Annotated in this window: 11 protein-coding genes; 5 read left to right on the top strand and 6 right to left on the bottom strand. The window is 58.7% G+C overall.

The window, feature by feature from the left end:
• Window positions 1-255: 255 nt before the first annotated feature.
• The 3 genes from ACFVTJ_RS13235 (at window position 256) to ACFVTJ_RS13225 (ending at window position 3,322) form a co-directional block, all read left to right on the top strand.
• Entirely contained in the window at window positions 256-651 is a 396-nt protein-coding gene (locus ACFVTJ_RS13235; RefSeq protein WP_386908061.1) for a RidA family protein, read from the top strand.
• A 31-nt stretch (window positions 652-682) separates the two neighbouring features.
• On the top strand, window positions 683-1,771 hold the full coding sequence (locus tag ACFVTJ_RS13230) for a D-TA family PLP-dependent enzyme (protein ID WP_386908059.1): 1,089 nt from the start codon (window positions 683-685) through the stop codon (window positions 1,769-1,771).
• Between the two features lie 72 nt (window positions 1,772-1,843).
• Complete coding sequence (locus tag ACFVTJ_RS13225) at window positions 1,844-3,322, top strand: M81 family metallopeptidase (protein ID WP_386908058.1); 1,479 nt, start codon at window positions 1,844-1,846, stop codon at window positions 3,320-3,322.
• A 12-nt stretch (window positions 3,323-3,334) separates the two neighbouring features.
• Here the strand turns inward: ACFVTJ_RS13225 and ACFVTJ_RS13220 are convergent, their stop codons facing one another.
• The 6 genes from ACFVTJ_RS13220 to hutI all read right to left on the bottom strand — a co-directional run bounded on the left by ACFVTJ_RS13220 (window position 3,335) and on the right by hutI (window position 10,627).
• Window positions 3,335-3,907 (bottom strand): HutD family protein, encoded by a 573-nt coding sequence (locus ACFVTJ_RS13220; protein ID WP_386908653.1) that lies wholly within the window; start codon window positions 3,905-3,907, stop codon window positions 3,335-3,337.
• Between the two features lie 39 nt (window positions 3,908-3,946).
• Complete coding sequence (locus ACFVTJ_RS13215; protein WP_386908651.1) at window positions 3,947-4,954, bottom strand: alpha/beta fold hydrolase; 1,008 nt, start codon at window positions 4,952-4,954, stop codon at window positions 3,947-3,949.
• 193 nt (window positions 4,955-5,147) lie between these two features.
• Window positions 5,148-6,821, bottom strand: coding sequence for a urocanate hydratase (gene hutU / locus ACFVTJ_RS13210; protein WP_386908056.1), 1,674 nt, complete (start codon window positions 6,819-6,821; stop codon window positions 5,148-5,150).
• Window positions 6,822-6,835: 14 nt separating this feature from the next.
• Window positions 6,836-7,636 (bottom strand): N-formylglutamate deformylase, encoded by an 801-nt coding sequence (gene hutG / locus ACFVTJ_RS13205; protein WP_386908054.1) that lies wholly within the window; start codon window positions 7,634-7,636, stop codon window positions 6,836-6,838.
• A gap of 217 nt (window positions 7,637-7,853) precedes the next feature.
• Window positions 7,854-9,398 carry a histidine ammonia-lyase gene (hutH, locus tag ACFVTJ_RS13200; protein WP_386908053.1) on the bottom strand — a complete coding sequence of 515 codons (1,545 nt, stop codon included), beginning with the start codon at window positions 9,396-9,398 and terminating at the stop codon, window positions 7,854-7,856.
• On the bottom strand, window positions 9,395-10,627 hold the full coding sequence (gene hutI, locus ACFVTJ_RS13195) for an imidazolonepropionase (RefSeq protein WP_386908051.1): 1,233 nt from the start codon (window positions 10,625-10,627) through the stop codon (window positions 9,395-9,397). Before hutI ends, hutH begins: the two co-directional genes overlap by 4 nt.
• A 141-nt stretch (window positions 10,628-10,768) precedes the next feature.
• Between hutI and ACFVTJ_RS13190 the strand changes: the two genes are divergently transcribed.
• Window positions 10,769-12,115, top strand: a complete 1,347-nt coding sequence (locus tag ACFVTJ_RS13190; protein WP_386908049.1) for a formimidoylglutamate deiminase — start codon at window positions 10,769-10,771, stop codon at window positions 12,113-12,115.
• Between the two features lie 30 nt (window positions 12,116-12,145).
• Entirely contained in the window at window positions 12,146-12,892 is a 747-nt protein-coding gene (gene hutC / locus ACFVTJ_RS13185; protein ID WP_386908047.1) for a histidine utilization repressor, read from the top strand.
• Window positions 12,893-13,041 lie beyond the last annotated feature (149 nt).

Below are 13,041 nucleotides of genomic sequence, written 5' to 3'. Positions count from 1 at the left end.
GCGTGCTGGCGTGCCGGCGACTTGCGTGATGTCGGCAACAGCAGCTCGCTATAATAGAAGGCGCGCATTGCCTTCCGCTTTCAGCGGACGACGGGTATATTTCCTGATTGTACATAAAAACTGGTCATCGATGGCCAGATGACGTCTATGAAAGCTTGTTTGCTAAATAATTTACATCAGTTGTGGAAATACGACGCGAAACGGGCTATAAAGCTCGAAATATTGTAACATTATGAAAATAATTTGCGAGGTCTTGTGGAAAAGCAGAAGCTGATTAGGTACGAGGCGGCGGACAATCAGGCTGGTGGACAGCGCCGGCCCTTTTCCAAGGCCGTGCGTGCGGGCGATTTCGTTTACGTCTCAGGCCAGGTTCCTACCGTCGATGGCGAGGTGGTAACTGGAGGCATCGTAGCGCAGACCGAGCAGGTCGTCGCGAATATCAGGGATGTTCTGGCGCTTGCCGATTGTACGCTGGCCGATGTGGTCAAGGTGAATGTCTGGCTGGATGATGCCCGGGATTTCTCGAGCTTTAACGCTGTTTTCCAGAAACATTTCATCGATCATCCGCCGGCGCGCTCGACCGTTCAATCGCCGCTGATGGTGGACGCCAAGGTGGAAATGGACGTTATCGCCTATAAACCGCTGGTTTGAGGCCCCCGTTTTACAATTTTGCGAGTAGATGATGAGCTATCCCTGGCCGGATGCGGGCACAGCCCTCAATGCGATTTCGACGCCCATGCCCGTTATTGATGAGGACAGGCTCGCAGCCAATATCCTCAAGGCGCAATCGTATCTTGATGCGCATGGCAAGGCCTTTCGGCCGCATATCAAGACGCACAAGATACCAGCCATTGCCAAGCAGCAGCTTCAGGCGGGTGCGATCGGCATCAACTGCCAGAAGGTCAGCGAGGCGGAGGTTTTTGCGGATGCCGGCTTCGAGGATATTCTGATCACTTACAATATTCTCGGTGCGGTCAAGCTCTCACGGCTGAAGGCGCTGAATGCACGCATCGGCAGGCTGAGTGTCGTGGCCGACAGCTCCGTGACGATTGCCGGTCTTGCGGATACATTTGATGCGGAAAGACCGCTGGCCGTTCTGGTCGAATGCGATACGGGTGGCAAGCGCTGCGGCGTGCAGACGCCGGAAGCGGCATTGGCGCTTGCGGAACAGATCGTCGCGGCACCGGGCCTCATATTCAAGGGCATTTTGACCTATCCGGCACCGGGCGGCGCCGAGACGGTGGAAAACTTCATTCGCAGGACCATGGCATTGCTTGCGGCAAAGGGCATAGACTGCCCAGTTCGATCCAGCGGCGGCTCACCGGATTTCTATTCCGCCCATCTTGTTCCTTCCGCCACCGAACATCGGGCCGGCACCTATGTCTATAATGACCGTTCGATGCTGCGCGCCGGGCACTGTAGCGCTTGGGATCTTGCGATGCATGTTCTCGCCACCGTCGTATCAAAACCGACGGCCGATCGGGCAGTGCTGGATTGCGGCTCCAAGGCCCTGACCTCGGATCTTCTTGGTTTCACCGATTATGGGCTGATCGAAGGTTATGAAGGCGCAAAAATCACTTCACTTTCGGAAGAACACGCGGTTGTCGATCTATCCGGCTGCGTTTCGAGCCGACCTGAAATCGGTGATGTGGTTCAAGTCGTACCGAACCACACCTGCGTCGTCAGCAATCTGTTCGACCGGATGGTGTTCCATCGAAATGGCGTTGTAACCCGGGTGGAACAGGTCGCGGCACGGGGAACGGTCTGGTAAAATTACCCGGCTAATTAAATTATGAATCGGAAGCTGCGAGAATGCAGATACCGGCAACGAGAATCGAAAGACATGCGCATCTTCACGGCGTCGCTCGCCACTGAAACCAATACGTTTTCACCCGTTCCGACGGATATGGACGCATTTCGCGCGGCTTTTTATGCCGGTCCGGGGGAGCATCCGGAAACGCCGACACTCTGCTCGTCGCCCGTGCCTATTCTGCGCCGCCGCGGGAAAGCGGAAGGGTTTACGGTGATCGAAGGCACGTCCTGCTGGGCGGAACCGGCGGGTCTCATTCAGCGGCAGACCTATGAAACGCTGCGGGATACCATTCTTGCCGAGCTTGCCGCTGCACTGCCGGTGGATGCCGTGGTGCTTGGCCTGCACGGCGCCATGGTGGCGCAGGGTTATGACGACCCGGAAGGAGATTTTCTATCCCGCATCCGGGCAATGGTCGGGCCGGATGTGCTGGTCGCGGCAGAATTTGATCCCCACAGTCATCTAACGGCGCTTCGGGTCAAAAATCTCGATATCATGGCGACGTTTCTGGAATTCCCCCATACGGATTTCGAAGAGCGCGGTGAGCATGTCGTGGAAATGGCGCTGCGCACGCTTCGGGGGGAGATCAGTCCGGTCATCTCCACCTTCGATTGCCGTATGATCACCATCTACCCGACCAGCCGCGAACCGATGCGCTCTTATGTCGACCGATTGAAGGCGATGGAGGGCAAAGACGGTATCCTGTCCATTTCCGTCATTCACGGTTTCATGGCCGGCGACGTGCCGGATATGGGAACCCGTATCGTTGTCGTCACCGACAATGACAAGCAAAAGGGTGATGCACTGGCCGAAGAACTCGGACGTGAGCTTTATGCGATGCGGAAACTGACCGCGATGCCGATGCTGGATACGGAATCGGGTCTGGACCTTGTTCTCACCATTCGCAGCAACAATCCGGAGAAGCCGGTCGTTGTTTCGGACATCTGGGATAATCCTGGCGGCGGTGTCGCCGGCGACGCCACACATATTCTGCGGCGCATGGTGGAGCGCGGCATGGACAATTTCGCCGTCGCAACCATTTGGGATCCGATTGCAGTGTCCTTCTGTCACGCTGCGGGCGAGGGAGCGGAGATCGATTTGCGCATCGGCGGCAAATCCAGTCCGCAAGGGGGGGAGCCGCTTGATTTCCGGATCAAGGTCATGCGGACGGTCGAAGCCGGTTGGCAGAGTTTTCGCAACAGCCGTGTCACGCTCGGCCGCGCCGCCGTCGTCCGGCCGATCGGCACCGAAATCGATATCATTCTCATCACCAGCCGAACGCAAACTTATGAGCCGGATATCTTTTCCAATCTCGGGATCGATTTTGCGAAAAAAGACGCTCTGCTCGTCAAGTCCACCAACCACTTTCACGCGGGTTTCGCGCCCATCGCGGCGGAGATCGTTTATATAGCAGCCCCCACCTCCTATCCCACCGATCCGGCAAAAACGCCCTACCGCAAGGCGAGCCTTGGGTTATGGCCACGGGTTACCGATCCGCTTGGGCTTGATTGAGAGGACGCAGCTTTAGACCTGATCAAACATCACGACGAAGAAACGACCATTCCCTTCACCGCCGTTTACGGCAAATCCGGCACCGGGCTCGAGCAGAAGGCTGTCGCGTGGTTGCAGATGCATGGTTTCTCCGGTCGATGAGACGCTGACAGGATCAGTGGCAAAAATTAATGTCACCGTTGAAACAGTTGAATGAACAGTGAGCGCGCCGCGGTGTCTTTCGACGCAATGCGCATAGTGTCCGCGACGAGACATGACATTGAGATCGACGATGGGACCATCCGTCAAAACGGCGTCTACCGGAACATCCGCAGCGAAGGGCAGGGGGTCGCTCTCCGTGGTCAACGCTACAGGCGCATGCGCGTCTATACCGAGGCTCATACCGTTCCCCTGGAGGATGCAGAGCGTGCGGTCAATCCCTGGAAATATTGAAAATGGCCCGTCTTGCGCAACGTTGGCCATGCTGATGCGCCAGTCGAAATCCGCCATCGAGGCGTTTGCGGGATGAACGATGATCTCGGTTGTTACACCGCCGCCATTTTTCCAGGGCATTGACGTGTAGGTGCTTTTTTGGAGGTGCCTCATCTTCTGCATTCCCTAGGCGTTCGGCTGGATAGGAGGGCGTTAGTTCCCATCGCCGGCGATAAGTTCTTCAAGCCGCTTTTGCGCTGTGTGTAGATCGACCCTTTTTCCGGCGAGTTTCTCGATCGCCTCGACAACAAGATCACGCGCAACGTAGTCTGACTTGTGTCCGAGATTTTTCACAACGATCAGGACCGACTTGTCGATATCGCGTGCTAGCTGGCGAGAGTGAATTTCTGGTGAAACCACATTGTCCGTGTCGCCGGTTATGATGATGGTAGGCGCCTTGATCTTGGAGTAATTCGGCGCGGTGCTCCGCGCCCATGCATTCAACGCGGCAACTTCCTGCGCGTTATGGCGAAAAGCTTTCGGCCGCAATGCCGCCCATGCTCGGGTTGCCTCGATATAGTCTGGGGGACGCTTGTTAGGAGCAAAAACCCCGCGCGTCGCCTGGTCGAGTGCGAGGAAACCCGCCGGTGGCGCGACGAAGGCCGAAAAAAGCGGGCCAGTCACCGGGGCGCTTGCTGCCGTGTAATACCAGGCAATTCCTCCCGGCCAAGGGTAAACCGCAGGAGAAAGAAACACCAGGCCGGACACCATCTTCGGGTGGCGAAGCGCGAATGCCGCGGTGATGGCGCCGCCAAAGGAGTGGCCGACGATGATGGCCTTGTGGATGCCGCGCTTTTTCATCACCTGAGCCACGGCATCAGCCTGCCCATCCGGCAGAATATTGTCCCTGCCGCCAGTGTCGGAGCCGCCATGGCCCGGCCTGTCTATGAATAGGAGTCTTGCGCGGCCGCGCAGTTTGTCCGCGAAGGAAAATAGCGGATCATAAAGACTTGCACTCGCGCCGTGCAGGAAAACGATCGGCGGCAGGTCTTCCTTTTTCTGCGGTTCGATCAACAGGCTGTTCAGCTTGTATCCGCCGACATCAATTCTTACCGGAACGGCCTTTTGGGCTTCGGAGGCTGCAGCGACGGTGAAAGAGAAAGCGGGAAAAATTGCACCAATCAAAAAGGAAAGGCCAAATGAGATACGTCGTGGTGCCATGCTTATCTTCCGCACTCCATCAAAGCTCGCCGCGTTATAGTCGGCGCGAAAATGAACCGTTATGCCTGAGCGACAGTAACAACGAGAAAATCGACTCGGAAGTTTCAGACGGAGGAGCGGGTTGGATACTAGTCGTCCGGCTTGGTTTGCGGAAGGCGAAAGCCGCGCGGCGATGGACCGCGCGGCACAATAATCAATTACCCAGAATGCCGGGCAGGCGCAGGCCCTGCTCCTTGGCGCATTCCACGGCGATGTCATAACCGGCATCGGCATGGCGCATGACGCCGGTTGCCGGGTCGTTCCACAGCACGCGCTCCAGCCGGCGTGCCGCATCATCGGTGCCGTCGGCGCAGATGACCATGCCGGAATGCTGCGAGAAGCCCATGCCGACACCGCCGCCGTGGTGCAACGATACCCAAGTAGCACCGGATGCGGTGTTGAGCAGAGCGTTGAGGAGCGGCCAGTCGGAAACGGCATCCGAACCGTCCTTCATTGCTTCAGTTTCGCGGTTGGGCGAAGCGACCGAGCCCGAGTCGAGATGGTCGCGGCCGATGACGATTGGTGCCTTCAGTTCGCCGTTCTTGACCATTTCGTTGAAGGCAAGCCCCAGCCGATGGCGGTCGCCAAGCCCGACCCAGCATATGCGCGCCGGCAGGCCCTGGAATGCGATGCGCTCACGCGCCATGTCCAGCCAGTTGTGCAGGTGCTTGTTATCAGGCAGCAGTTCCTTCACCTTGGCGTCGGTCTTGTAGATATCTTCCGGGTCACCAGAAAGGGCGGCCCAACGGAACGGGCCGATGCCCCGGCAAAAAAGCGGGCGGATATAGGCAGGCACGAAGCCCGGGAAGGCGAATGCGTTCTCCAGCCCCTCATCCTTGGCGACCTGGCGAATATTGTTGCCGTAGTCAAGCGTTGGGACACCGGCGTTCCAGAAATCGACCATGGCCTGAACATGCACCTTCATCGAGGTGCGGGCGGCAGCGGCGACGGCCTTCGGGTCGCTTTCCTGCTTGGCGCGCCATTCGGCAACGGTCCATCCGGCGGGAAGATAGCCATGGACCGGGTCATGCGCCGAGGTCTGGTCGGTGACGATATCGGGGCGAACGCCGCGACGGACGAGTTCCGGGAAAATTTCCGCGGCATTGCCGATCAGGCCGACGGATTTCGCTTCGCCTGCCTTGGTCCACTGGTCGATCAGCGCCAACGCCTCATCGAGTGTGTGGGCCTTCGCATCGACATAACGGGTACGCAGGCGGAAATCGACACGGGTTTCATCACATTCGACGGCCAGGCAGCAGGCGCCGGCCATGACGGCAGCCAGCGGCTGTGCGCCGCCCATGCCGCCGAGACCGCCGGTCAGGATCCATTTGCCCTTCAGGTTGCCGTCATAATGCTGGCGGCCGGCTTCCACGAAGGTTTCATAGGTGCCCTGCACGATGCCCTGCGTGCCGATGTAAATCCACGAACCGGCCGTCATCTGGCCATACATCGCAAGGCCCTTCTTATCCAGCTCGTTGAAATGATCCCAGTTCGCCCAATGCGGCACCAGGTTGGAGTTGGCGATCAGGACGCGCGGCGCATCCTTGTGGGTGCGAAACACGCCGACCGGCTTGCCGGACTGTACGATGAGGGTTTCATCCTCGTTCAGATCCTTCAGCGTCGCGACGATGCGGTCGAAATCGTCCCAGGTGCGGGCGGCGCGGCCGATGCCGCCATAAACGACAAGCTCATGCGGGCGCTCGGCGACGTCAGGATCGAGATTGTTCATCAGCATGCGCAGCGGCGCTTCCGTCATCCAGCTTTTGGCATTGAGTTCAGTGCCCTGCGGCGCGCGGACATCGCGAATATTGTGGCGTGGATTGTTCATGTGCTTTCCCCTTATCATTTTGTGTCGAGCGCAAATTGTTCCATGCGCGTGAGAATGGTCTTGAGATGGGCGCGGAGCCGTTCGGCTTTGCCCGTGTCATAGGCAAAAGGCGGGTGCTCGGTTTGAAGATGGGTGGACTGCGCCAGCTCCATCTGAATGGCATGCACGCCGGTCTTCGGATTTCCGTAATGGCGCGTCGTCCAGCCACCTTTGAAGCGGCCGTTCAGAATGCTGTCATAACCCTGTGCCGCAGCGGTGACCTCAACGGCGATTTTCTCGATCGCCGGATCGCAGGTCTTGCCCATATCCGTACCGATGTTGAAATCCGGCAGCTTGCCCTCGAACAGAAAGGGGATATGCGAGCGGATCGAATGGCAATCATAGAGAATGGCGATGCCATGGATGGATTTGACCCGTTCGATTTCCGCCCCAAGGGCGGCGTGATAAGGCGCGTGGAAGTTTTCAAGGCGATAGGCGATGTCGCCCTCTGTGGGCTCCTGCCCTTTAGTCCAGATCGACTTACCATCGAAATCAGTCTCAGGAACGAGACCGGTCGTGTTTTGGCCAGGATAGAGGCTCACCCCCGCCGGGTCGCGGTTGGCGTCGATCACATAACGATGGAACGTCGCCCGAACCGTCGTCGCATTCTCGATAAGCCCGTCATAGAGCTCATGGATATGCCAGTCCGTATCGGCGAGGAGCCTGCCGTTGTCGTTGAGACGATCCCAAATGTCGGCTGGTACATCCGTGCCGGTGTGGGGCAGCCCGAGGATGATCGGCGAGGTGCCTTGATGAAGCGTGAAGGGCGTGTTCATCGATTGCCCCTCTTTGCCGTGGGGTTACCCCCCTCTGCCCTGCCGGGCATCTCCCCCTTGAGGGGGGAGATCGGCAAGCGGATAACTCTGTATCTATTGAACGAGCGGGCACGGCATCTGTTCTCCCCCCTTGAGGGGGAGATGCCCGGCAGGGCAGAGGGGGGCAAACCCAGTGCACGACCAGAGTTGGAGGAGGAGGATAAAACGTGCATCATTCTCAAACCTCCAGCTTCGGCAGAATGCCGCCAGAAATCACCGAAACCAGCGCGCCGGACGCAATGAGCTCCGCTGCAGCCTTCAAATCCGGTGCCATATAGCGGTCTTCCTCCAGTGACGGGACTACGGCACGCAACGCGGCAATTGCCTTTTGCAATTCTGGGCTCGTTTTCAGCGGCCCACGCAACTCCACGCCCTGCACGGCTGAAAGCGCTTCGATCCCGAGAATGGCAAAGAGATTGTCCGTCATCGGCAGCAACCGACGCGCACCGTGGCAGGCCATCGACACATGGTCTTCCTGATTCGCCGATGTCGGTGTCGAATCGACCGAGGCCGGATGCGCCATCTGTTTGTTCTCGCTCATCAGCGCGGCGGATGTGACTTCGGCGATCATCAGGCCAGAATTCAGGCCCGGTTTTTTGGAAAGAAACGCCGGCAGGCCATAAGAAAGCGCCGGATCGACCAGCAGCGCCACGCGGCGTTGGGCGATTGCACCGATTTCGCAGATGGCGAGCGCCGTCTGATCGGCGGCGAAGGCGACCGGCTCGGCATGGAAATTGCCGCCGGAAACGACGGAATTGTCTGAAAGCACCAGCGGATTGTCGGTTACCGCATTGGCTTCGATTTCCAGCGTGCGGGCCACCTGCCGCAGAAGATCGAGGCAGGCGCCGTCGACCTGCGGCTGGCAGCGGATGCAATAGGGGTCCTGCACCCGCTCGTCGCCTTCGATATGGCTGACGCGGATTTCCGAACCTTCCAGCAGATTGCGAAGCGCTGCTCCCGCATCAATCTGGCCCTTATGACCACGTAGGCTGTGAATATCGGGGTGGAAAGGAGCAGACGACCCCATGGCGGCGTCGGTGGAAAGCGCGCCGGTCACAAGCGCTGCCTGTGCAGCGCGATGGGCGCGGAAAAGACCGGCAAGTGCCAGTGCGGTCGATGTTTGCGTGCCGTTGATCAGAGCGAGACCTTCTTTTGCCGCAAGAACCACCGGCGTCAGCCCGGCCTTCGCAAGCGCTGCGCCGGCGGGAACAAGCGCACCTTCATAAAAGGCCTCGCCTTCACCCATCATCACTGCCGCCATATGGGCAAGCGGCGCGAGGTCGCCGGATGCGCCGACCGATCCCTTTTCAGGAATGACGGGGATGACGCCCTTTTCCAGCATGCCCTCGATCAACCGAACCAGTTCCAGCCGCACACCGGATGCGCCGCGGCCGAGAGAAACCAGCTTCAACGCCATGATCAGCCGCACGATATTTTCAGGAAGCGGTGCGCCAACCCCGCAGCAATGCGACAGTATGAGATTGCGCTGCAGCGTCGCGACATCCGCTGCGTCGATCTTGATGGAGGCAAGTTTCCCGAAACCGGTATTGATGCCGTAGACCGGCGCATTGCCGGCGGCGATTTCGGCAATGCGGGCCGCTGCCTTCTCAATGCCCGCATCGAAGGAGCGGTCGAGCTTTGCCGTGCCGTTTTCCCAGTAGATTGCGGCAAGCTCAGCAAGCGTCACGGCGCCCGGATGAAGCGTGATGGTTTTCATGGTCATGGGGAAACCTTCTGTCCCTTGAAAATGCGGGCATGGAGCGGATTGAAGCCGATTCGATAGACAAGCTCGGCCGGGCGCTCGATATCCCAGATGGCAAAATCCGCGGATTTTCCGGCTTCCAGCGTGCCGGTTTCCGCAAGCAGTCCGAGCGCCTTTGCCGCATGACGTGTGGTTGCCGTCAGGCATTCTTCCACGGTCATGCGGAAAAGCGTGGCGCCCATATTCATGGTCAGGAGCAACGAGGTAAGCGGCGACGTGCCGGGGTTGCAGTCCGTTGCAAGCGCGATCTCGGCTCCGGCATCCCGCAGCGCCTGCACCGGCGGCAGCTGCTTTTCCCTGAGCGCATAAAAGGCGCCGGGCAGAAGCACGGCCACGGTTCCCGCTTTTGCCAGCGCCTTCGCACCAGCCTCGTCGAGATATTCCAGATGATCGGCCGAAAGCGCGTTGTAGGAGGCAGCGAGCTCTGCACCGCCGAGATTGGAAAGCTGCTCGGCATGTAGCTTGACAGGAAGTCCGCGCTGCGTTGCCGCGGCGAACACCCGGTCGATCTCCGCGACAGAAAAAGCGATGCCTTCGCAAAAACCGTCCACCGCATCCGCCAGCCCTTCCGCATGGGCCTTTTCCAACCCGGGCAGAACGACTTCGTTAATATAGTCGGCGTTGCGACCCTTGTAGTCCGCGGGTGTCGCGTGTGCGGCGAGATAACTGGTGACGATGCGCACGGGCCGCAGCGTCTCGAGCCTGCGTGCAACGCGCAGCATCTTCAGTTCGGTTTCGATGTCGAGACCGTAACCGGATTTGATCTCTATGGTGGAAACACCTTCGGAAAGAAGCGTGTCGAGACGCGGCAGGGCCTGCGCCACCAAAACCTCTTCCGAAAGGGCGCGCGTGTCGCGCACCGAAGAAACGATGCCGCCGCCCGCTTTGGCGATCTCTTCATAGGTGGCGCCATTCAGCCGCATCTCGAATTCCATGGCGCGATTGCCGCCGAAGACGAGATGGGTGTGGCAGTCGATCAAGGCGGGTGTGATCCAGCGGCCGCCGCAATCGGTGGTCTCATCGGTCGTCGCGAGATCAGCAGGCAGATCGCTTTCTGGGCCCGCAAAGGCAATGCGGCCGTTACGCACGGCAATGGCGGCATTTTCGACAGCGCCGATTCCATCCATGGCAGGATCGAAAGTCGCCAGCCGGGCATTGCGCCACAAAGCCGTGGCGTTCCCGGTCGCCATTCCATTTGCAGATTTGTTCCCTGGCATTTGCTTTTCGCCTTTCCTTTATGGCTTAAATGTATATACATAATAATCGGCTTGGCAAGCCGCAATTTCGGGTTTGAAATGGCCTTGCCGGAAAGAACCAAAGGAGAGGGTGGCATGACGGCAATTCACGCGGGCGCAGCGCTTCTGGCGGGTGGATGGGCGACGGATGTTCGCATTATCTGCAAGGACGGCGTTATTTCATCCGTCGAAACCGGTGCTTCCCCCCAGTCGCAGGATGAGCGTCACGCCGTCATCGTTCCGGCCATGCCCAATCTCCACAGCCACGCCTTTCAGCGCGCTATGGCCGGGCTTGCTGAAACTCGCGGTCCCGGTGACGACAGTTTCTGGAGCTGGCGTACCGTCATGTATAAATTTGCGCTCTCCATGACGCCAGATCATGTCGAGGCGGTCGCCGCTCAGCTCTATATGGAAATGCTGGAGGCGGGTTTCGGTCGGGTCGGTGAATTCCACTACCTGCATAATGACAGCGACGGCTCGCATTACAGCAATATTGCCGAAATGGCGGAGCGTATCGGGGCTGCCGCTTCGCAAACGGGCATCGGCCTCACCTTGCTGCCAGTCTTTTACGCCCATTCCGGTTTCGGCGGTCAGGCGCCGATCGACGGACAGAAACGCTTCATTCATTCGCTCGACAGTTACGGTAAGCTGATGCAGGGCGCGCAAGGCGTAGTGGAGAAATTGCCGGGTGCTACACTCGGTATCGCGCCGCATAGCCTCCGCGCCGTGACCGGCGCCGAGCTGGCATCCATCGAGCCGCTGGCAAAAGACGGACCGATCCATATTCATGTGGCGGAACAGACGAAGGAAGTGGACGATTCGCTCGCTTTTTCCGGTGCGCGGCCGGTGGAATGGCTGCTGGACAATGCGCCAGTCGATGGCCGCTGGTGCCTTATCCATGCGACGCACATGACGGAAACCGAAACGAGACGCATGGCAAAGACCGGTGCGATTGCCGGCCTCTGCCCGATCACGGAGGCCAATCTCGGCGACGGCATCTTCCCGGCTCCGGTCTTTCTTGCCGAAGGTGGGCATTACGGTGTCGGATCCGACTCCAATATTCTGATTTCAGTGCCGGAAGAGTTGCGAATGCTTGAATATTCGCAGCGCCTCTCGAATCGGGCACGCAATGTCATCGCCGATGCCGGCCATTCTACCGGAGAAAAACTCTTCCGACAGGCGCTTGAAGGCGGTGGCAGGGCTCTGGCGTCGCCAAATGGCTTGGAAAGCGGGAAAAGCGCTGACTTTGTGGCCCTTGATATTTCCGCCGTTCCTTATCTTTCAATATCCCAAATTCTCGATCAGTGGATGTTTGCGGGCGGTGTCGGCGTCGATTCCGTCTGGGTGCGCGGCAAGAAACAGGTGCAAGCCGGTCGGCATATCCACCGCCGCGAAATATCGGCACGTTTCAACGAGGTCATAGTCGAACTCCTCGATAGCTGATATGGGCTCGACGGAAACGGAAAAAAGCCAATGGGGAAAGGTACTGCGGACGTGACGAAAGCATCGGCCGGACAGACCCTTCACCAGCGTATCCTCAGCGATATAGAGGGCCGGATCGTTTCAGGAGAATGGCCGCCGGGCCACCGGCTGCCTTTCGAGGTAGACCTCGCTGATCAATATCACTGTTCGCGGATGACGGTGAATAAAGTCATGGGCCAGCTCGCCAAGGCCGGTTTGATCGAACGCCGCAAAAAGTCAGGTAGTTTCGTTCGTCAGCCGCAGATCCAGTCTGCGGTCCTCCAAATTCATGACATCGGGGCGGAAGTCGAATCCCTTGGCCTCGAATATGGCTTCAAGATCGTGGGGCGCGATAGACGCAGTGCAAAAAGCGTGGATCGTGAGCGGCTGGATGTTTCCGTCGGAACACCGTTGCTTGACATTCTCTGCATCCATTTTGCCGGCGCGCGCGAATTCTGCGTCGAGCAGCGCCTCATCAGTCTGACGGCAGTGCCGGAAGCGGCTGAAACCGACTTTACTGAAATCGCGCCGGGGCCCTGGCTGCTCGGCCATGTTCCGTGGAGTACTGCCGAACATCGGATCAGCGCCGAGTCGCCATCGAAGGAGATCGCGCGTCTGCTCGGCATCTCAGACAGGCAGGCCTGTCTTGTGGTCGAGCGTCGCACCTGGAGCAATTCCGGTGCCGTGACCTATGTGCGCTTCACCTATCCCGGTAATGCACATGCCCTGGTTGCCCGTTTCAGCCCGTCTTCCGACTGATATCCCTTAAGGTCGCCCGCGTCCTTTAATTGCGAAATGGAAACCCCATATAGGGGAAGGCCCGTCCTGCTTATCGTTTGCACGGCCAAAGGCGTTAAAATTGATTAATCTGTATGACTAATCTCAAATTTCCTTTTAAATTCAGTTCC

Origin of the sequence: Agrobacterium sp. NPDC058088, assembly GCF_042885035.1 — a bacterium.
Lineage (GTDB): Bacteria > Pseudomonadota > Alphaproteobacteria > Rhizobiales > Rhizobiaceae > Agrobacterium.
The sequence above is the reverse complement of the archived record's forward strand: the minus strand, read 5'-3'. Positions and strand labels throughout refer to the sequence as shown.